Annotated in this window: 20 protein-coding genes; 4 read left to right on the top strand and 16 right to left on the bottom strand. The window is 65.7% G+C overall.

Annotated features, from left to right (window positions below):
• Window positions 1-22 precede the first annotated feature (22 nt).
• From AC6LJY_RS11310 to AC6LJY_RS11295, 4 genes are all read right to left on the bottom strand, one after another.
• A complete protein-coding gene (locus tag AC6LJY_RS11310; protein WP_498135959.1) occupies window positions 23-643 on the bottom strand; it encodes a hypothetical protein in 621 nt (206 codons plus the stop codon).
• 131 nt (window positions 644-774) lie between these two features.
• Entirely contained in the window at window positions 775-1,383 is a 609-nt protein-coding gene (locus AC6LJY_RS11305) for a glutathione S-transferase (RefSeq protein WP_498135958.1), read from the bottom strand.
• A gap of 71 nt (window positions 1,384-1,454) precedes the next feature.
• The gene (locus AC6LJY_RS11300; RefSeq protein WP_046803255.1) at window positions 1,455-2,105 is read right to left on the bottom strand and encodes a carbonic anhydrase; all 651 of its coding nucleotides are present in this window, start codon (window positions 2,103-2,105) and stop codon (window positions 1,455-1,457) included.
• 180 nt (window positions 2,106-2,285) lie between these two features.
• Window positions 2,286-2,624, bottom strand: coding sequence for an FxLYD domain-containing protein (locus AC6LJY_RS11295; protein WP_046803256.1), 339 nt, complete (start codon window positions 2,622-2,624; stop codon window positions 2,286-2,288).
• 353 nt (window positions 2,625-2,977) lie between these two features.
• On the opposite strand from AC6LJY_RS11295, the gene AC6LJY_RS11290 reads away from it, so the two are divergent.
• On the top strand, window positions 2,978-3,310 hold the full coding sequence (locus AC6LJY_RS11290; RefSeq protein ID WP_498135957.1) for a PsiF family protein: 333 nt from the start codon (window positions 2,978-2,980) through the stop codon (window positions 3,308-3,310).
• An 84-nt stretch (window positions 3,311-3,394) separates the two neighbouring features.
• Here AC6LJY_RS11290 and AC6LJY_RS11285 read toward each other — a convergent pair whose 3' ends face one another.
• From AC6LJY_RS11285 to AC6LJY_RS11260, 6 genes are read right to left on the bottom strand one after another with little or no spacing between them, the layout of a single operon-like run.
• Entirely contained in the window at window positions 3,395-4,435 is a 1,041-nt protein-coding gene (locus AC6LJY_RS11285; RefSeq protein ID WP_498135956.1) for a cyclase family protein, read from the bottom strand.
• Window positions 4,436-4,439: 4 nt separating this feature from the next.
• The gene (pcaD, locus tag AC6LJY_RS11280; protein ID WP_498135955.1) at window positions 4,440-5,219 is read right to left on the bottom strand and encodes a 3-oxoadipate enol-lactonase; all 780 of its coding nucleotides are present in this window, start codon (window positions 5,217-5,219) and stop codon (window positions 4,440-4,442) included.
• A gap of 53 nt (window positions 5,220-5,272) precedes the next feature.
• Window positions 5,273-5,569: a YciI family protein gene (locus AC6LJY_RS11275; protein ID WP_006216052.1), complete on the bottom strand. Its 297-nt coding sequence runs from the start codon at window positions 5,567-5,569 to the stop codon at window positions 5,273-5,275.
• Between the two features lie 12 nt (window positions 5,570-5,581).
• Window positions 5,582-5,857, bottom strand: coding sequence for a muconolactone Delta-isomerase (gene catC, locus AC6LJY_RS11270; RefSeq protein WP_006227165.1), 276 nt, complete (start codon window positions 5,855-5,857; stop codon window positions 5,582-5,584).
• Between the two features lie 15 nt (window positions 5,858-5,872).
• Window positions 5,873-6,517 (bottom strand): 3-oxoacid CoA-transferase subunit B, encoded by a 645-nt coding sequence (locus AC6LJY_RS11265; protein WP_046803260.1) that lies wholly within the window; start codon window positions 6,515-6,517, stop codon window positions 5,873-5,875.
• Window positions 6,514-7,203 (bottom strand): 3-oxoacid CoA-transferase subunit A, encoded by a 690-nt coding sequence (locus AC6LJY_RS11260; protein ID WP_046803261.1) that lies wholly within the window; start codon window positions 7,201-7,203, stop codon window positions 6,514-6,516. The genes AC6LJY_RS11265 and AC6LJY_RS11260 overlap by 4 nt, the downstream gene beginning before the upstream one ends.
• 194 nt (window positions 7,204-7,397) lie before the next feature.
• On the opposite strand from AC6LJY_RS11260, the gene AC6LJY_RS11255 reads away from it, so the two are divergent.
• Complete coding sequence (locus tag AC6LJY_RS11255) at window positions 7,398-8,180, top strand: IclR family transcriptional regulator (protein WP_319302331.1); 783 nt, start codon at window positions 7,398-7,400, stop codon at window positions 8,178-8,180.
• Between the two features lie 50 nt (window positions 8,181-8,230).
• Here AC6LJY_RS11255 and AC6LJY_RS11250 read toward each other — a convergent pair whose 3' ends face one another.
• The 4 genes from AC6LJY_RS11250 to ppc form a co-directional block, all read right to left on the bottom strand.
• On the bottom strand, window positions 8,231-8,959 hold the full coding sequence (locus AC6LJY_RS11250; RefSeq protein WP_046803263.1) for an SDR family NAD(P)-dependent oxidoreductase: 729 nt from the start codon (window positions 8,957-8,959) through the stop codon (window positions 8,231-8,233).
• A 38-nt stretch (window positions 8,960-8,997) separates the two neighbouring features.
• The gene (locus AC6LJY_RS11245) at window positions 8,998-10,338 is read right to left on the bottom strand and encodes a short-chain fatty acid transporter (protein ID WP_104141685.1); all 1,341 of its coding nucleotides are present in this window, start codon (window positions 10,336-10,338) and stop codon (window positions 8,998-9,000) included.
• Window positions 10,339-10,516: 178 nt separating this feature from the next.
• A complete protein-coding gene (locus tag AC6LJY_RS11240; RefSeq protein ID WP_046803265.1) occupies window positions 10,517-11,452 on the bottom strand; it encodes a 3-hydroxyacyl-CoA dehydrogenase family protein in 936 nt (311 codons plus the stop codon).
• Window positions 11,453-11,685: 233 nt separating this feature from the next.
• A complete protein-coding gene (gene ppc, locus AC6LJY_RS11235) occupies window positions 11,686-14,535 on the bottom strand; it encodes a phosphoenolpyruvate carboxylase (protein ID WP_498135954.1) in 2,850 nt (949 codons plus the stop codon).
• A 165-nt stretch (window positions 14,536-14,700) separates the two neighbouring features.
• On the opposite strand from ppc, the gene queC reads away from it, so the two are divergent.
• Window positions 14,701-15,420 carry a 7-cyano-7-deazaguanine synthase QueC gene (gene queC / locus AC6LJY_RS11230; protein WP_104141686.1) on the top strand — a complete coding sequence of 240 codons (720 nt, stop codon included), beginning with the start codon at window positions 14,701-14,703 and terminating at the stop codon, window positions 15,418-15,420.
• Between the two features lie 79 nt (window positions 15,421-15,499).
• Here the strand turns inward: queC and AC6LJY_RS11225 are convergent, their stop codons facing one another.
• Window positions 15,500-16,702 carry an MFS transporter gene (locus AC6LJY_RS11225; protein WP_498135953.1) on the bottom strand — a complete coding sequence of 401 codons (1,203 nt, stop codon included), beginning with the start codon at window positions 16,700-16,702 and terminating at the stop codon, window positions 15,500-15,502.
• On the bottom strand, window positions 16,699-17,244 hold the full coding sequence (locus tag AC6LJY_RS11220) for a GNAT family N-acetyltransferase (protein WP_498135952.1): 546 nt from the start codon (window positions 17,242-17,244) through the stop codon (window positions 16,699-16,701). Before AC6LJY_RS11220 ends, AC6LJY_RS11225 begins: the two co-directional genes overlap by 4 nt.
• Before the next feature lie 118 nt (window positions 17,245-17,362).
• Between AC6LJY_RS11220 and AC6LJY_RS11215 the strand changes: the two genes are divergently transcribed.
• Window positions 17,363-18,253 (top strand): LysR family transcriptional regulator, encoded by an 891-nt coding sequence (locus AC6LJY_RS11215; protein WP_498135951.1) that lies wholly within the window; start codon window positions 17,363-17,365, stop codon window positions 18,251-18,253.
• Window positions 18,254-18,329 lie beyond the last annotated feature (76 nt).

Genomic DNA, 18,329 nt, shown 5'->3' with positions numbered 1-18,329 from the left:
GTTGTCAGGCGGCTTTTTCGTCTCAGGACATGCGTGCGGCAGTGCCCGAGCGATAGCGCGCGTTGTCCGTGACGTTTTCCGTCGGCCCGATGTTGACGACCGCCGGCACGGCGACGGTGGCGGCCTTCACGGCCACGGCTGCCTGCAATTCCACTTGCGGGTTGGCCATCGCAACGCGATACGGCTGCAACGGCGTCAGCCCTTCGATGGTGCCCAGATCGTTCGCGTTGCCGGCGCGCTGAGCGACCGGATCCGATTGCGCCCCATAGGCGTCCAGCGCGCGGCGCAAGCGCGCATCGGCGAATTGATCGCGCAGGATATCGGGGTTGAGTACGTCGGCGGCCAACGGCACCAGCGCCTCGGCGCGCAGGCCGGTGTGGGCAGTGGTGTCGGTATGGGTATTGGCGGCCGGTCGGGTTCGCGCAGCCTCGGAGGCCTCGCGCGCGCGAGCAAGGCGTTGCGCTTCCCAGGCGGCCTGGGCCTGCTTGGTGCGCTGGGCTTCGCGCAGGGCAGCCTCCCGCACGGCGGCTTCCCGCGCCAGGCGCTCGGCTTCAAACGTGGGTCGGGTGTCGTCCACCAGCGGCACGCGCGCCGGATAGGGCGCGGCAACACGGGTAATGGGCGAGATCGCAGAGACGTTCATGGTTGCTCCCTGTGCAAGTCGACAAGACCCGAATCGTCGGGTCTGCCGGGGGCTGACATGGGGAAAATTTACCGCGTTGCGGGCGCGGCGTCGTGTCAGCCCGTCGCACTAGGAGTCAAGGCGTAACCGCGTCAGACGGGCGGCAGGGTCGCCTGCATGGAGGGGCGTGCGTTAAAGGTCTTGAACCAGGCGGCAACGCCGGGGTGCGTGGCGCGCCAGTCGTAATCGCCGAAGCGGAAGTCCAGATAGCCCAGGGCGCAGCCGATGGCAATCGTGCCGATGTCCATGCGGCCGTCCAGGCGGACCACGTCTTTTTCCAGCTGAGCCAGGGCGTCGTGCGCCTTGCTCAGTTGGCCGTCGACCCAGTCGGTCCAGCGCAGGGCTTCGGGGCGCAGCGCCACTTCATAGCGCGCCAGCAACGCGGCGTCCATGACGCCATCGCCCAAGGCCTGGTCGGCCAGCGCCTGCCAGCGCGCGCGGCCGTTCGCGGGGAACAGCGTGCCGCCGCCCAGGTCGTTCAGGAATTCGCAGATGACGCGGCTGTCGTACAGCACCTGGCCGTCGTCCGTGATCAAGGTGGGCACCTTGCCCAGCGGGTTGCTGGGGATGATGCTTTTGTCGCGGGCGACGGGGCCGGCGGCGCTGGGCAGTTTCTCGATGCGGTCGGTCAGGGCCAGTTCGTGCGCAATGACCATGCATTTGCGCACGAAAGGCGAAGCCGGCGAGAAGAACAATTTCATATCGGTCCTTGGGGTTGCGTAACGTCTTTGAAGAAAGCGAAAAGCAGCCGCAAGCGTACCGGATATGAGGCTTATTCGGTGATGCCGGTTTCCAGGCAGGGATTGAATTCGCCGGTTTCCGGATCGCGCAGGAACAGCACGCCGGTGGCCACGCCGAAGTACGTGCCGTGCAGCTCCAGCTCGCCCTTTTCAACACGGCGGCGAATCGACGGGAACGTCATCAGGTTGTTCAGGCTGTGTTCGACCACGGCCAGTTCCAGGCGCTTGAGCTTGGTCTGGCGGTCGCCGCTGCCCGGGCCCAGGCGTTCGGCCACGGGTTCAATCTGCGACATCCACTTGCCGATGAAGTCACCCTTGGACAACGGCTTGGCGTCGTCGAAGAATGAACGGATGCCGCCGCAGGACGCGTGGCCCAGCACGACGATGTGCTTGACGTTCAGGCCGTTGACCGCGAATTCGATCGCGGCGCTGGTGCCGTGATAGGACGATTCCGAATCCGGCTCACAGGGCGGAACCAGGTTGGCCACGTTGCGCACGACGAACATCTCGCCGGGGCCGGCGTCAAAGATCACTTCGGGCGACACGCGGGAATCGCAGCAGCCAATAAGAAGAATTTCCGGGCTTTGCCCGAGTTCAGCCAGCTTCTGATAACGGCTGCTTTCCGAGTGGAAACGGCCGTCCAGGAACGATTGATAGCCTTCGGTGAGTCTTTTGGGGAACATGATGGTCGCTTCCTAGAAACAGGGCCAGGCTTGCTGGCACGCCGACAGACGCAATAAGGGGCTTCGTTTGGAAGCCCCTGTTATCGAGTCGACAAGCGGAATTTTCCCATATTTGTCCCCACAACCCCCTGTCTAAACCCTGATTCGATCAGGGTTTTTTGAGGTCGTCTCCGTCATCGGCTATTGCGCCCGCACGTCCAGCACCGTGACCTTGGTGAATTTCAGCGGCGTCATCGCTTTGACCAGGCGGATCTGCCCCGGGGGAATCGGGCCGATCACGTCGTCATTCACCCGGCCCACCTCGCGGCCTTGCGCGTCGTACAGCACATACGTCAGCACCGCGCTGGACACCGGCCGGCCCGACAGGTTGGCCAGCGAACCCGTGATGGTGGACATGTTCATATTGGTGTCGCGCACCGCCTGCACGTTGCCCAGCGTGACGCCGTACGTCAGGCTTTGCGCACCCGCGGCGCCGGACAGGCCGGCAAGCAAAAGAACAAAGGCATGGGCAAGTTTCATGGCGGTCTCCTGGTGTGCCGGCGTAGGGGGCGCTTGACTGTCCGCGCTGCCGTTTGCGCCGTCCGCGCTTCTAGCGGACAGGGCTATCTCACTCCATTCCCAGGCCAGGCACAACGGGTCAAAAGGATGAATCGGTAACAGGTTGCGTGGGTTGTTCCGATATTCGTCGCTTACTGACAAGGATGCGTCGGAATGTCTCCAAATTGAGATCTTTCGGCCTTGTCTTTTCCTAACTTTTCGATGCTTGCCGTGTGTGGCCGTTTGTTCGATGATGGCGGGGCCGGCACGTGGCCGGCCGCTCGTCCGGGTGCGCGCATCCACGCAAACGGGCGCCTAACGCAAGGGAGAAACTCATGCTTTCCCGTACTAGCCAGTTGGCCTCGGCCATCGTGTTGTCCGCATGTTTTTTCGGGGCCTACGCCCAGACCCCCGCCGCGCCCGCGCCCGCCAAGACGCCCACGCCGCAACAGCAACGCATGGCCGACTGCAACAAGTCCGCCACCGGTAAAACGGGCGATGACCGCAAGGCCTACATGAGCAGCTGCCTGAAGGGCGAACCCCCCGGGGCCGAAAAGAAGCTGACGCCGCAGCAACAAAAAATGAAGGACTGCAACGCCAAGGCCGGCGATCAGAAGCTGACGGGCGATGCGCGCAAAACCTTCATGAGCACCTGCCTGAAGGGTTGAAAACGCTTGCACGAATAAAAAAGCGCCAGGCTCGCGTCTGGCGCTTTTTTCGCGTGGCCGTTGGCCGCGCCGATTGCCGTGGACTTACACCGTGGCAATCGGCGTGACCGGCGAGCCGATCGCGTGCGGCAGGCGCAGCGGCGGGGCGGTCAGCATGAAGTGATGGCGGCCGTTGGCATGGAGAAAGTCCGCCAGGTCTTTCAAATACCAAAGCTCCGCCAAGGGCAGGCCCAGCTTGAACAGGCAGTGGTGGTGCAGCGGCAGCATGGCGCGCGGGCCGGTCTTTTCCCGCGCGGGATAGGCCTCAACCGCGTAGTTGTCGGCGCAGATCGCGGCGATGCCGCTGTCCGTGATCCATTGCAGCAAGGCCGTGTCGGTGCCGTCCAGCGCGGCGCCGTAGGTGTGCAGCACTTGCGGGTCCGGCGTGCCGTTCATGGCCACGACCGCCTCGGCGTAACCGGTGCGCAGCACCAGCATGTCGCCGCGTTCAACCGTGATGCCATCCGTGTTCAGCACATGCATCAGTTCGGCATGGCCGATCAGCGTGCGGCCCGAGCCGTAGTGTCGGAACAGGTCCACCAGCACGCCGCGCCCCTGCATGCCTTTTTGCGCCAGGTTTTCCACGCCCAGCTTCAACGCGGCGGACGGGCCGCCGGTTGAGCAAGCGCAGCCGGTATGTTCGCTATCGGCCGGGCCGACCACGTCCACGCCCGCCTGAAAGCCGTTGTAATAGCGCAGTTCCGGCGTGCCGTCGCCATCGGCGTCAAACAGCGCGCCCACGTGCGCCAGCGCGTCCCACTGCGTGGAATATTGCATCGACAGCAGCACCTGGTCGTCGCTAAGCACGTCCACCGCATCCGGATTGACGTTACGCAGCGGAAAGTTCAGGTACGGCGTGTCGGCCAGCCGCGTCGGGCTCAGTTGCGGCGGGTGGCGGCGCGGGTTCAGCACGTTGCCGCCGGGCAGGTCCAGCGGCAACGACAGGCAGAACGTCTTGCCCGCGCGGATCTCGCGCGCGCCCTTAAGCACTTGTTCTACGGTAATGAGATTCAAACGGCCCAGTTGGTCGTCAGGTCCGAAGTCGCCCCAGTTGGAGCCTTCGGGCCGATGTTTCCAGCGCTGCATGCGGTTACTCCGTCAGGAAGTCGACGACCGCGCGGGTGAAGGCTTCCGGTTGCTCCCAGTTCGAAATATGAGAGGTGTTCAATTCGACATAGCGCGCGCCGGCGATGGCGGCGGCCAGTTCCCGGCCTTGCACGGGTGTGGCGGCCATATCGTGCGAGCTGCTGATGACCAGCGTGGGCGCGGTGATGGCCGACACTTGATCGCGGTAGTCGGCGTCGCGCAGCGCGGCGCAGTTGGCCGAATAGCCGGCGTCCGGCGTGCGGCGCAGCATGTCGATCAGCACTTGCGTCAGGCCCGGTTCGGCGGCGCGGTAGCCGTCGGTCAACCAGCGTTCGACCAGCGTGGGCGCCATTTTTTCCAGCGTCTGCTCGGCCACGGCGGCGATGCGCGTGCTCCAGCCTTCCGCCGATCCGATGCGGGCGGCGGTGTTGCACAGGATCAGCTTGCCGATCAGTTCCGGGTGGGCCAGCGCCAGCGCGATACCGGTGGGGCCGCCCATCGACAGGCCGCAGAAGTGCGCGCGCTTGATGTTCAGGTGCGCCAGCAGTTCGGCAACGTCGCCGGCAAGCTGCGCAAAGGTGTATTCGCCATCGGGCACCGACGACTTGCCATGGCCGCGCGTGTCGTAGCGCAGCACGCGGAAATGCTTGGTCAGTTCGGGAATCTGGCGCGCCCACATGTCGGAGCAGGTGCCCAACGAATTGGAAAGCACAAGCACCGGCGCGTCGGCGGGGCCATCGATGACGTAGAACAGCCGGGCCTGGCTGAGATCGGCGTAAGCCATGTGGGGAGTCCTCGGATGAAAACGCGGCCGCGCAAAAGGCGGCCGCGACAGGATTACAGGTGGCAGGTGCCGTCGACGTAGGCTTTGCGCCAGCGCGTGATGGTCACGCGGTCGAATAGATTGGCTTGCGAAAACGGGTCGGCGTCGATGAACTGTTGCGCGGCTTCGCGCGTGTCCAGATCAACGATGTACAGGCCGCCGCCGGCGTCCTTGCCGTCGTCTTGCAGTTTGGCGCCGCACGCCAGCAGCAGCTGCTTGTTGGCGTCCAGGTACTCCAGGTGCGCCGCGCGATGTTGCTGGCGCACTTCCTGGTGGTTGGGCTTGTCGAACGTTTCGATGATGTAGGGCATGAAGTGCTCCTGTCAGATCGCCGAGGGATGGCGCGCCAGCGCCGTGACGTTGATGTCCATGTACGGAAACAGCGGCAGCGATGCCAGCAGCGTGTGCAGCTCGTCATTGCTTTCGACGTCGAAAATGCTCACGTTGGCGTAGCGGCCCACCACGCGCCACAGCTCTTTCCACTTGCCGTCGCGTTGCAGTTGTTGGGCCAGGGCCTTTTCGTCCGCCTTGAGCTTGTCGGCGCGTTCGGCCGGCATGTCGACGGGAAGATTGACTTGCATTTGAACCATGAACAGCATGATGGGGGCTCCTGATTAGCGGGAAAACTTCAACGGCAGGCCGGTCAATGCCAGCAGCTCGTCAGCGGTGACATCGCCGAACATGTCGGTCACGGTGACGCCGTCGGCGCGGATGTCGAACACCGCCACGTCCGTGTACACGCGCGACACGCAGCGCACGCCCGTCAGCGGATACGTGCACGCCTCGACCAGTTTGCTTTGGCCTTCGCGCGTTTGCAGTTCCATCATCACGAAGACGTCTTTGGCGCCGATGGCCAGGTCCATCGCGCCGCCCACGGCGGGGATGGCGTCGGGCGCGCCGGTGTGCCAGTTGGCCAGGTCGCCGTGCTGCGACACCTGGAAGGCGCCCAGCACGCAGATGTCCAGGTGGCCGCCGCGCATCATCGCGAACGAGTCGGCGTGATGGAAGAACGAGCAGCCGGGCAGTTCGGTCACGGGCTGCTTGCCGGCGTTGATCAGGTCGTAGTCTTCCTGGCCCTTGGCGGGCGCGGGGCCCATGCCCAGCATGCCGTTTTCGGTATGCAGGATGACTTCGCGGTCAGCCGGCAGGTGGTTGGCCACCAGCGTGGGCAAGCCGATGCCCAGGTTGACGTAGGCGCCTTCGGGGATGTCCTGCGCGACACGGGCGGCGATCTGGTCGCGGGTCAGTTTGGTGCTCATTGCTGCTCCTTGGCGGCCGGGGCGGCGTCGATCTGCACGACGCGCTGCACGAAGATGCCGGGGGTGACGACGGTTTCGGGGTCCAGCGTGCCCAGTTCAACCACTTCGCGCACCTGCGCCACGGCCACGCGCGCGGCGCTTGCCATGATGGGGCCGAAGTTGCGGGCGGTCTTGCGGTAGACCAGGTTGCCCCAGCGGTCACCGCGTTCGGCCTTGATCAGGGCGTAGTCGGCGTGCAGCGGATATTCCAGCACGTAGTGGCGGCCGTTGATCTCGCGCACTTCCTTGCCGTCGGCCAGCGGGGTGCCGTAGCCGGTGGGCGAGAAGAACGCGCCGATGCCGGCGCCGGCGGCGCGGATGCGCTCGGCCAGGTTGCCCTGGGGCACCAGTTCCAGTTCGATCTTGCCGCTGCGGTACAGGCCGTCGAAAATCTGCGAATCGACCTGGCGCGGGAACGAGCAGATGATCTTGCGCACGCGGTTCGCGCCCAAGAGGGCGGCAAGGCCGGTGGTGCCGTTACCGGCGTTGTTGTTGATGATGACCAGGTCTTTGGCGCCCTGTTCGAGCAGGGCGTCGATCAATTCCATGGGCTGGCCGGCAGTGCCGAAGCCGCCGATCATGACGGTGGCGCCGTCGGGTACGTCCGCCAGGGCGGCCGCCGCGCTTGCAACAAGCTTAGAGATCATGATGTTCGCTCATAGGTGGCGTGTCATAATTTGTTCTTCACTAGAACTTTCGTTCTTCTGAAGAACATCGTTTCATGGGGACCGCACAGCGTCAAGGCAACCCGACGCATGACGATCCTCCATCGTTTGGCGTTGCCCGCAATGGCAACGAACGGCTCGCCAGCGGCGAGCTTTTTACTCTTGGGACCTACCGGATGGCCGAGCAAGACCCCCAGCAGCCCAGCGACAGCTACGTGCAATCCTTCGCGCGCGGCCTGTCGGTGATCCGGGCGTTCGGCCCGGGCCGTTCGCAGATGACGCTGTCCGAAGTGGCCGCCGTGACGGGGCTGACCCGCGCCGGCGCGCGCCGCATCCTGCTGACGCTGGAACACCTGGGCTACGTCACAGTCACCGACCGCAAGTTCGAACTGACCCCGCGCATCCTGGAGCTGGGCTACGCCTACCTGTCCGGCACGCCGCTGTGGAACCTGGCCTTGCCGTACATGGAAGAAGTGGCCGAGCAGACGCGCGAATCGTGCTCGGTGTCGGTGCTGGAAGGCGCCGACATCGTGTACATCCTGCGCCTGTCCACGCACAAGGTGATGACCATCAACCTGGCCGTGGGCAGCCGCCTGCCCGCATGGGTGACGTCGATGGGCCGCGTGCTGCTCGCCGGCCTGTCGGACGCGGAGCTGGACCGGGTGCTGGCCATGAGCCAGATCCAGGCCTACACCCCGCAAACCGTTACCGACATCGCCGACCTCAAGCGCCTGCTGGCCGGCGTGCGCGCCGATGGCTACGCGTGCGTGGCGCAGGAACTTGAACCCGGCCTGCAATCGGTGGCCGTGCCCATCGTTGACCGCAGCGGCCGCGTGATCGCCGCGATGAACGTCAGCGGGCAGTCCAACCGCTTCACGCGCGAGGCCATGCTGGACGCGTTTTTGCCGCCCTTGCGCCACGCCGCCGACCAGATCAACCACGCGCTGCTGCGCCGCTAGGCGCGGCGGGCAGGCACGAAGGTCGGGGCGGTTCGGCATGGCGAGCGGGCTCAGATCGGGGCGACGCCCAGCGTCGTGCCGCCACACACATACAGCATCTGGCCCGTCACGAAGCCGTTGTCGGGCGACAGGAAGAACATGGCGGCGCGCGCCACATCTTCCGGCGTGCCCAGGCGCTTGACCACGATGCTGTTGATGATGCGCTCGGTTTGCGGAGCGCCCGCCGGATTGCTCTTGGTGAACAGGTCGGTGGCGATGGGGCCGGGGCCGATGGCGTTGACCGTGATGCCGTCGCCGCCCAGCTCCATGGCCAGCGTGCGCGTCAGGCCCACCAGCCCGGCCTTGGTGGCTGAATAGACCACGCGGTCGGGCTTGCCCAGCGCCGCGCGCGACGACATGTTCACGATGCGGCCAAAGCCGGCTTCGCGCATGGCGGGCAGCGCGGCCTGCACCAGGATCAGCGCGGTGCGCAGATGCAGGTTCACCACATAGTCCAGATCGGCCAGGGTGGCCGTGTCGGCCGTGCCCGGGCGGGTGGCGCCGGCGTTGTTCACCAGGCCCACGATGTTGTAGGCGGCGGTGACTTCGGCGGCCACTTCCTTGGTGCGCGCTTCATCGGTCAGATCGGCCTGATACGAGACCAGCCCGGCCGGCGGATTCTCGGGCAGTCGGTAGTCGATGTTGACCACCTTGTGGCCCGCATCCAGCAGCATGCGGATGATGGCGGCGCCTATGCCGGCGCTGCCGCCGGTGACGAGATACGCAGTCGGTTTGCTCATATCGGTTTCCAGTCTTGTTCAAAGAAAGCGCGTGGGGATCAGTGCGTGGCGTAGCCCCAGGCCAGCACGGCGGTGATGTGGATCACGCCCACCCACAGCATCATGATGACGGTGTAGCCCATCACGTCGCGCAGCTTCAGCTTGGACAGGGCCAGCGCCGGCAGGATCCAGAAGGGTTGCACCAGGTCGTTCCAGGCGTTGCCCAGCATGACGGCCATGGTCGTCTGGTTCATTGCGCTGCCGATTTCCTTGGCCGCGTCGATCATGAACGGACCCTGGATGACCCAGTGGCCGCCGGCCGACGGCGCAAAGAAGTTGATGAAGAACGAGCTGATCAGGCCCCAGAACGGCAGCGTGGCCGGCGTGGCAAGATCCACGAACACTTGCGAGATCGACGTCACCAGGCCCGACGCGGCCATGATGGCCATGATGCCGGCGTAGAACGGGTATTGCAGGATGATCCCGGAAATCGTCTTGATGCCTTCGGTCAGCTTGGCCACGTAGGCGGCCGGCGTGCCCAGCAGGATGATGCCCAGGAACAGGATGATGAAGTTGATCAGGTTCAGGTCCAGCGAGCCGCCGTCCATGAAGTGGAACGTGACGTAAGCAATGCCCAGCGCGCCGATCAAGAGGCTCAGGATGCGGCTGTTGTTCAGCTTCGAGGCAATGGTGCCCTTTTCCAGCATGTCTTCGCTGGCGTTGGAGGCATTGGCGTCGCGGTCGATGCCCGGGTCCACTTCAACGATCTTCTCGCCCTTCTTGGGGTGCAGCCACGCGTTCAGCAGCGGCAGCGTGATGATGATGACCAGGCTCGTGATCAGCATGGGCACCGAGAAAATGGTTTCCGACAGCGGGATGGTGCCCATCTGCTTGGCGGTGGGGTGGCCGGGGGTGGCGACCAGCACCGGGATGCTGGCGGACAGGCCCAGGCCGTACATCGTGAAGCCGCTATAGGCGGCCGCGATGATCAGCGGGTAGTGCACGCCCTTGACCTTCAGCGCCAGCTTCTTGGCGACGATGCCGCCGATGACCAGGCCAAAGCCCCAGTTCAGGTAGCTGCCCACGCCGCCAACCAGCGTGGCGACGATGATGGCGGTGTGCGGCTTGTGCACGTGGCTGACGATGCGGTTCAGCAGGCGGTCGGTCAGCGGCGCGGTGGCCAGCACGTAGCCCATCGCCAGGATCACGGCCATCTGCGTCGTGAACGCCAGCAGGCTCCAGAAGCCCTTGCCCCAGGCGCGGGTCACGTCGCCGATGCTCTGGCCTTCGATGCCCATGGCCAGCAGCACGGTCAGCAAGGTCAGTGCAATCGCGAAAACAAAAGGATCCGGCAGATACTTGCGCATCAGCTCGGTAAAGAATGAAGCGAGTTTATTCATGGTGCCTCCAACAACTCCGTAGGCGGGTTCTTTAGTGCCGTGCCCCGCGCGCCATCGGGTGGCGATGCGCAACGGGGATCGACGATTGGTTTTCTTTGTGTGGTGGGGCTCGTGGCCCGATGGCGCGGTGGGCAATGCCCCGCGCCTTATCTGTTGTGAATTCGAAAAAGAAACGCCGTCAGGAGTCGTCGGCCTTGCTGTTCAACCATGCCGCCAGTTCGCCCAGCGCCGCGCTTTTCTCGCGCAGCACGCGTTCGCGGCGCTCGGGGCTCCAGGTGTAGAAACCCTGGCCGCTCTTGGCGCCGATCTGGCCGCTGTCGACCTTGCTTTTCAGCAGGTCGGAAGGCTCGGTGCGGTTTTCGAGATCTTTGTACAGGTAGCTGGCAATCGCGTAATGCACGTCGATGCCGTTCATGTCGCGCTGTTCCAGCGGGCCGGACAGGGCCAGCCGGATGCCCAGGCTCCACTTGACCACTTCGTCGATGTCCTCGGCGCTGGCCACGCCCTTTTCCAAGAGCGAGATGGCTTCGCGCGCCAGCGCATGCTGGATGCGGTTGGCGATGAAGCCGGGGATGTCCTGGCGCACCAGCACGGGCCGCTTGCCGGCAAAGCGCAGCGTCGCCATGACCTGCGCGACGGTGGCGTCCGACGTGTCGTCGTTGCGCACGACTTCCACCAGCGGGATGACGTCGGCCGGCGTGAAGAAGTGCGCGCCCACGAAACGGTCGCGGCGCGCGACGGCGCTGGCGATGGCGTTGATGGACAGGCCCGACGTGTTGGTGGCGAAGAGCGTGTGCGGGGGGCACAACGCGTCAAGCTTGGCGAAGATGCCGCGCTTGAGCTCCAGGTTTTCCGGCACGGCCTCGATCACCAGTTCGACGTCAGCCGCGGCCTCCAGGCCGGCATCCATGCGGATGCGCGCCAGGGATTCCTGCACCTGGTCGGGCGCGTAGACGTTCAACTGACGGTCGATGACGGCGCGGGCACGGTCCAGCGCGCCGGGCATCGGGTCGATCAGGACGATGTTCAGTCCCTTCGAGGCGAACAGGGCGGCAATGCCGCTGCCCATGGCGCCTGCGCCGATGACGGCGAGATTCTTGAGGGGAGTATCCATGACAGTTCGCTTGGGGCTGCTTGCAGCCGGGCGTTGCAGGCGGGCACGCGGGGAACCAGGCGGTTTCTGTCTCGTCCTCAGGGTGCCTTTCTGTGCGGCGCGGCCAGAAAAATCGTTATGTTCTATATACGAACATTTGTGCGTGTATAGAATTTCTGTCAGGGATAGTACTAAAAGTCTCCCGGGGTGGACAAATGGCCCCTCAACGGTGTTCGGCAGGTGGACGCTGCCGCCTAGCCGGAATTGCGCAGGCCCGCCGCGATGCCGTTGATGGTCAGGTGGATGGCGCGCTGCACGCGTTCGTCTATTTCCGCCTTGGGATTGTTCTGGGCCGCGCGATGGCGCCGGATCAGGTCGATCTGCAAGTAGTTCAGCGGGTCGATATACGCAAAACGTTCGCGCAGGGAATCTTGCAGCGTGGGGTTGTCGGCCAGCAACTCGCGTTGGGTCAGCAGTTTCAGCATGGCCAGCGTGCGGCCATGTTCGGCGCTGATCAGCCCGAAGACGCGCTCGCGCAGGCCGCGTTGCGGCACCAGTTGCGCATAGCGCGCCGCGATGGCCAGGTCGGACTTGGCCAGCACCATTTCCATGTTGGACAGCAGCGTGCGGAACGCGGGCCAGTCGCGCGCCATCTCGCGCAGTTGCGCCAGCCGCGCGCGTCGTGAACGCGGGCCGCCTTCGGCGCCCACTTCCAGATAGGCCTCGATGGCCGAGCCCATGCCGTACCAGCCGGTCAGCATCAGGCGGCATTGCGCCCACGAAAAACCCCACGGAATGGCGCGCAGGTCTTCGATGCGCTGGCCCTTCTTGCGCGAGGCAGGACGCGATCCGATGTTCAGGCCGGCGATTTCACTGATGGGCGTGGCGGCAAAGAAATACTCGGCAAAGCGCGGCGTGTCGTACACCAGGCCGCGATAGGTGCGCTGCGCGGTGTCAGACATGAACGACATGGCCGGGCCGTGCTGCGCCATGTGCGCATCTTCCGCGCTGGTGGCTTCGGCGCGCGGGGCCAGGCTGGATTCCAGCGTGGCGGCCACCAGCAGTTCCAGGTGCCAGCGGCCAACCTCGGCGTCCTTGTACTTGCTTTGGATGACTTCGCCTTGCTCGGTCAGGCGGATCTGCCCGGCGACGGTGCCGGGCGGCTGCGCCAGGATGGCGTCAAAGCTGGAGCCGCCGCCGCGCCCCACCGAGCCGCCGCGGCCGTGGAACAGGCGCAGGCGCACGTGGCGCGATGAAAACACGTCCACCAGCGCGCGTTCAGCCTGGTACAGCGACCAGTTCGACGTCAGGAAGCCGCCGTCCTTGTTGCTGTCGGAATAGCCCAGCATGACTTCCTGCGCGCCGTTCTGCGCCTGCTTTACGCGCTGGCGCACTTCGGGCAGGTCCAGCCAGGCAGCCATGATGTCGGCGCCGCGCTGCAAGTCGGGAATCGTTTCGAACAAGGGCACGACCATCAGGCCGTCGTCGGGGTCCAGGTCCTGCCCGACCGGGGCGATCAAGCCCGCTTCCTTTTGCAGCACCATGACTTCCAGCAGGTCGCTCAGCGTTTCGGTGTGCGACACGATGGTCTGGCGCACGGCCTGCTTGCCGTAACGCGCGCGACCGGCGGCGGCGGCGCGCAGCACGGCCAGTTCGCGGGTGGTGTCTTCGCTGTAGGCGATCCACGGCGAAGCCAGCGGGCGCGCCTGCGCCAGTTCGGCGCGCAGCAGCGCCACGCGGGCGTCTTCGTCCAGCGCCAGGTAGTCCAGCGGCTTGCCTTCATGCAGCGTGCCGGCGCGCTCGAACAGTTCGGCCAGCGCGCGTTCGTGCACGTCGGAGCTTTGGCGCAGGTCGACCGTGGCCAGGTGAAAGCCGAACACCTCCACCGCTTGTTGCAGGCCCGACAGGCGCAGCTTGGCGATGGGCGAGGCGTGGTGCGCGGCCAGCGACGCGGCAATCACGGCCAGGTCGGCGGACAGTTCCCGCGGTGCTTGATACGCGGGCGCCGCCACGGTGCTGCGGCGCGCCAGGTCCTGCCCCGTCAGCGCTTGCGCCGTGGCGGCCAGTCGGGCATAGACGCCAACCAGCGCGCGGCGATAGGGCTCGTCACTGCGGTGGGGGGAATCGTCGCCGCTGTTATCGGCCAGCGCCAGCAGTTCCGGGTCGGCGGAGACCAGCAGGGTGGTGATCGACAGTTCCGCGCCCAGCGCGTGGACCTCTTGCAGATAGTGTTCAAACAGAACGGTGGCCTGGCGCAGCAGCGCGCGTTCCAGCGTGGCGGCGTCCACATTGGGGTTGCCATCGCGGTCCCCGCCGATCCAGCTGCCCATGCGCAGAAACGGTTCCAGCGGCGCGGGCGGCGCGGCAAACGGCTTGGTCGGTTCGCGGTTCAACAGCTTGGACAGGTCTGCGTACAGGCGCGGGATGACTTGCAGGAAGGTGCTGCGGTAGTACGACAGGGCGTTTTCGATCTCGTCGGCCACCGTCAGGCGCGTGTAGCGCAGCATGCGCGTCTGCCACAAGGTGGCCACGCGGCCAAGCAGCGCGGCATCCAGCTCGGCCAATTCGTCGGGCGTCAGCTCGCCGTCGCGCTGGGTCAGCGCCAGGGCAATTTCGCGGTGCACGTCCAGCGTGCTCTTGCGCTGCACTTCGGTCGGGTGCGCGGTCAGCACCGGCACCACGCTGGCGTCGGCCAGCAGCCGGCGGATGCGCGCCACGCCCACGCCTTGCTTGCCCAATGTCTGCACGGCATCACGCAGGCTGCCACGCGGCGCGGTGTCGCCGGCCAATGCGCGAGTGCGCTGGCGGCGGTTCTGGTCGCGGTCTTCGGCAATGTTGGCCAGATGCAGAAAATAGCTGAAGGCGCGTGCCACGGAATTCGGGTCATTGCCTTGCAAGCGCTTGACGCGCTGTTCCAGCAGCTTGCTGTCCGCCTCGTTGCCTTCGCGCCGGAATTTCACGGCGGTGCGGCGCAACGTTTCAATGGTGTCGAACACCCGTTTGCCTTCGCATTCCGCGATCACGGCGCCCAAAAAGCGGCCTAGCAGGCGGATATCGTGGCGCAAGGGTTCTGCGGACTCGGACTGCGGGCGGCTGGCTTTCATCGGGCGGGGGTTCCGTCAGGCTGAATGAAGAAAGGAAAGACGTGGGCGTTGCGGCACTACCAGGAAAATCGGACCGATTGATTTTACGCAGCGTTCCTTACGGGAACGGCGCTTTGCCTCGGTTAAAGTCCGGGATGTCCCTTCGTCTTTGTAGAAGCCCCCTTTATGCAAAATCATCAACGTCGCGCGCTCGTGCTGTTCTCGGGCGGCCAGGATTCCACCACTTGCCTGGCGTGGGCGCTGGACCGCTATGCCCATGTGGAAACGGTGGCGTTCGATTACGGTCAGCGCCATCACATCGAACTGTCGGCGCGCTTGAATGTGCTGCGCGACATCCGCGCCAACTTTCCGGATTGGGCGCCGCGCCTGGGCGAAGACCACTTGCTGGACTTGAAGGTGCTGGGCCAGGTGGGCGACACCGCCATGACCAGCGACCGCGCCATCGAGATGCAGGCTAACGGCCTGCCCAACACTTTCGTGCCGGGGCGCAACCTGCTGTTCCTGACGCTGGCGGCGGCGCTGGGCTATCGGCGCCAGCTGGACGTGCTGGTGGGCGGCATGTGCGAAACGGACTTTTCCGGCTACCCCGATTGCCGCGACGACACCATCAAGGCGCAGCAGGTGGCGCTGGGCTTGGGGCTGGGCACGCGGATGACGATCGAGACGCCGCTGATGTGGATCGACAAGTCCGAAACCTGGGCGCTGGCCTATCAGTTGGGCGGCGACGCCCTGGTGGAAACCATCGTCGAAGAAAGCCATACCTGCTATCTGGGCGAGCGCGGTGCGCGGCACGACTGGGGCTACGGCTGCGGCGAATGCCCGGCGTGCAAACTGCGCAAGATCGGCTGGGAAAAGTGGGTGGTGGCCTCGGCCGCGGAAGGCTGATGGCCAGTGGCGGGGGGGATGCGGGCTTGGGGTTGCGCAGGCGTAGCCGGTGCAAGCCGGCGCGTCCGGCCCTCCAGGCCTAAGCCCGCCTGGATGCGGGCACAGCCACCACCCTGCCGATAAACCGCCGTCTTAATAAATACGCCGCCGCCGCGATCACGCCCGCCAAGGCCGCCGACATCGCCATGGCGGTGCGCGCACCCTGCGTCTCGATCAAGAACGCATACGCCACGGGCGCCGTGGCCGTCAGCAAAAAGCTGGGCACCAGCAGCGCACCGACCAGCGTGCCGTAGCTGCGGAAGTCAAACAAGGCCAGCGGCAGCGTGCCGCGCGTGATGGTCAGCAGCCCGTTGCACGCGCCGTAAAGCAAGGCATAGGCGGCAATGGCGTACGCGCTGCCGTTCGACAACCACGCCAGCACAAAGCACAGCGGCATCAAGGTGGTGACGACCCACGTCAACGTCAGCGGATGCAGCCTTGCGCCCAACGTCACGTCGGCCATGCGGGCGGCGAACTGGCCGACGCCCCACAAGGCCGCCACGCTGGCCGCCGACGCGCCGGCGACACCCAAGCCCGTCATCAGCGCGATCAAATGCGCGGCGTTGCCGGCGGCCAGGAAGTTGGTCAGCATGGCGATTACCGCGTAAAGCGTGCCGGCCAGGCGGCGTTCGGAGGCATTGCGCGTCAAGCCGGCGCCCGGGCGGTCGGAGACAGCGGCGGGCGCGGCATACCGTTGGCGAGGCAGCGCCAGGTACAGCGGCAAGGTCGCGAACGCCAGCGCGCCATAGACCAACACCGCGCCGCGCCACCCCAGCCAGCCGGATAGCGCGTGTCCGGCCGGCCACATCACCGTGGACGCCAGCCCGCCAAACAGCGTGATCTGCGACATGGCCCGGCGCGCGGTCGGCCCGGCGGCGCGCGCCAGCGACGCAAACGCGGCGTCGTACAGGCACAGCCGCATGCCCACGCCCAGCACCAGCCACGCCAGGTAGTAAGCGGCCAGCCCGTGCGCGGCGGCCAGCAGCGCGCAGCCCGTTGCCCCGATCAACACGCCCACCGGCATCACGCGATGCCCGCCCCAGCGGTCCACGGCCCGGCCCGCCAACGGCGACACCAGCGCCATCGTGACGATGGCGGCTGAAAACCCGCCATAGACGAGGGACGCGTTCCACCCCAGGTCGGCCGTCATGGCCGGGCCGAACGCGCCGATCAGGTAGAACGTGACGCCCCAGTTGACCAGCTGGGTCAGGCCCAGGCAGACGACGGCGCGCGGCGCGATCACGGGCGCTGCGGTGGCGTCGTGTCGCCTTCGCCCAGGCTGCGCTGCATCAGCACCGTGTCACGCCATTCGCCATGCTTGTGGCCCACGGATCGCAGCGTGCCCACCGGATGAAAACCCTGGCGGGCATGCAGCGCCAGCGACGCGGCGTTGCGGCTGTCGCCCACCACCGCCAGCATCTGGCGCCAGCCGGCAGCGGTGCAGCGGTCGATCAGCGCGGCCAGCAGCTTGCCGCCGATGCCCAGGCCGGCGCGGCCGGCTTTCACATAGACAGAGTCCTCAACCGTGTGCCGGTAGGCCGGGCGGGGGCGGTACGGCGTGACATAGGCGTAGCCGACGACTTCGCCGTTGATCTCCGCCACCAGGTACGGCATGCCTTTTTCCAGCACGGCCGCGCGGCGCAGCCGCATGTCGTTGATGGAAGGCGGCTCCAGTTCGAAGGACGCGGTGCCGTGTTCAACGTGGTGCGCGTAGATGGTCTTGATGGCGGGAAGGTCAGCATCCGCGCTGTCGCGGATGAGCAGGGTTGGCGTGTTGGGCGACATAAAGGGGGCGTAGCGAAGAGTAGGGGAAATGGGCCAGCCGCCAGTTTGGTCCGAAATAAATCATAAATGAAGCTTTGGAAGATTATGATTTGCATAAGAAAAACTTTTGGTTGGCGTCATGCGAGGCTTGAACCTGGTCCATCTACGCATCTTTGCGCAGGTGATTGAGCTTGGCAGTTTCTCGGCGGCCGCCGAGCGCGGGGGCGTCACCCAGCCAGCCGTCAGCCTGCAAATCCGCCAGTTGGAAAGGCGTTTTGGCCTGAAACTTGTCGAACGGGTCGGCCGCCGTGCCGGCCCGACTGCCGCCGGGCTTGAACTGCTGACCCATATCCGCGTGATCGACGCGGCGCTGGCGCAGGCCGAACAAGCCATGACCGCGCATGCGTCCCAGGTGTCCGGCCGCATCCGGCTGGGCACGGGCGCCACCGCCTGCACGTATCTGTTGCCGCCCACCCTGGCGCAGCTGCGCCGACGTTTTCCCGCGCTGGATATCGTCGCCAGCACCGGCAACACCGCCGATATGCTGCGGGCCCTGGAGAACAACACGCTGGACATGGGGCTGGTGACCCTGCCCGCGCCCGGTCGCATGTTCCAGGTGACGCCGGTCATGGAAGACGAGTTCGTGGCGATCTTCCCCGTTCGCGACTCTGCCTCGATTCCGGAGCAGGTGACGCCACAGGCCTTGTCTCCGTGGCCCTTGGTGCTGTTTGAGCCTGGCGCACGTACGCGCCGCCTGGTGGACGACTGGTTCGAGGTGGCGGGCGTGGCCTGCAAGCCCTTCATGGAGCTGGGCAGCACCGAGGCCATGAAGGAAATCGTGGCGGCGGGCCTGGGCTGCGCGGTGCTGCCCAAGCTGGCCGTTTCCGGCGCGGGACACCGGGACGCGCTGGTGGTGCGCTCGCTGACGCCGCACTTGGCGCGCGATCTGGCCATCGTGATGCGGCGCGACAAGCCGCTGAGCCGGGGCTTGCGCCATTTGCAGGAAGCGTTGCTGGCGCTCAGGGCATAGGCGTGCCGGCACGCCTGCGCCCGATCCAGCGTATTATTTACCGTTTTGCCGCCACGCTAACAGCACTCGAGACAAA

It is taken from the genome of Achromobacter sp. RT286_PF (genome assembly GCF_059760425.1).
Note: the sequence above shows the minus strand (reverse complement) of the source record. Positions and strands in the feature narration are given on the sequence as shown.

Coding starts and splice junctions, on each gene's coding strand:
- AC6LJY_RS11310 (WP_498135959.1), bottom strand. CDS start 643: ATGAACGTCTCTGCGATCTCGCCCATTACCCGTGTTGCCGCGCCCTAT.
- AC6LJY_RS11305 (WP_498135958.1), bottom strand. CDS start 1,383: ATGAAATTGTTCTTCTCGCCGGCTTCGCCTTTCGTGCGCAAATGCATG.
- AC6LJY_RS11300 (WP_046803255.1), bottom strand. CDS start 2,105: ATGTTCCCCAAAAGACTCACCGAAGGCTATCAATCGTTCCTGGACGGC.
- AC6LJY_RS11295 (WP_046803256.1), bottom strand. CDS start 2,624: ATGAAACTTGCCCATGCCTTTGTTCTTTTGCTTGCCGGCCTGTCCGGC.
- AC6LJY_RS11290 (WP_498135957.1), top strand. CDS start 2,978: ATGCTTTCCCGTACTAGCCAGTTGGCCTCGGCCATCGTGTTGTCCGCA.
- AC6LJY_RS11285 (WP_498135956.1), bottom strand. CDS start 4,435: ATGCAGCGCTGGAAACATCGGCCCGAAGGCTCCAACTGGGGCGACTTC.
- pcaD (WP_498135955.1), bottom strand. CDS start 5,219: ATGGCTTACGCCGATCTCAGCCAGGCCCGGCTGTTCTACGTCATCGAT.
- AC6LJY_RS11275 (WP_006216052.1), bottom strand. CDS start 5,569: ATGCCCTACATCATCGAAACGTTCGACAAGCCCAACCACCAGGAAGTG.
- catC (WP_006227165.1), bottom strand. CDS start 5,857: ATGCTGTTCATGGTTCAAATGCAAGTCAATCTTCCCGTCGACATGCCG.
- AC6LJY_RS11265 (WP_046803260.1), bottom strand. CDS start 6,517: ATGAGCACCAAACTGACCCGCGACCAGATCGCCGCCCGTGTCGCGCAG.
- AC6LJY_RS11260 (WP_046803261.1), bottom strand. CDS start 7,203: ATGATCTCTAAGCTTGTTGCAAGCGCGGCGGCCGCCCTGGCGGACGTA.
- AC6LJY_RS11255 (WP_319302331.1), top strand. CDS start 7,398: ATGGCCGAGCAAGACCCCCAGCAGCCCAGCGACAGCTACGTGCAATCC.
- AC6LJY_RS11250 (WP_046803263.1), bottom strand. CDS start 8,959: ATGAGCAAACCGACTGCGTATCTCGTCACCGGCGGCAGCGCCGGCATA.
- AC6LJY_RS11245 (WP_104141685.1), bottom strand. CDS start 10,338: ATGAATAAACTCGCTTCATTCTTTACCGAGCTGATGCGCAAGTATCTG.
- AC6LJY_RS11240 (WP_046803265.1), bottom strand. CDS start 11,452: ATGGATACTCCCCTCAAGAATCTCGCCGTCATCGGCGCAGGCGCCATG.
- ppc (WP_498135954.1), bottom strand. CDS start 14,535: ATGAAAGCCAGCCGCCCGCAGTCCGAGTCCGCAGAACCCTTGCGCCAC.
- queC (WP_104141686.1), top strand. CDS start 14,701: ATGCAAAATCATCAACGTCGCGCGCTCGTGCTGTTCTCGGGCGGCCAG.
- AC6LJY_RS11220 (WP_498135952.1), bottom strand. CDS start 17,244: ATGTCGCCCAACACGCCAACCCTGCTCATCCGCGACAGCGCGGATGCT.
- AC6LJY_RS11215 (WP_498135951.1), top strand. CDS start 17,363: ATGCGAGGCTTGAACCTGGTCCATCTACGCATCTTTGCGCAGGTGATT.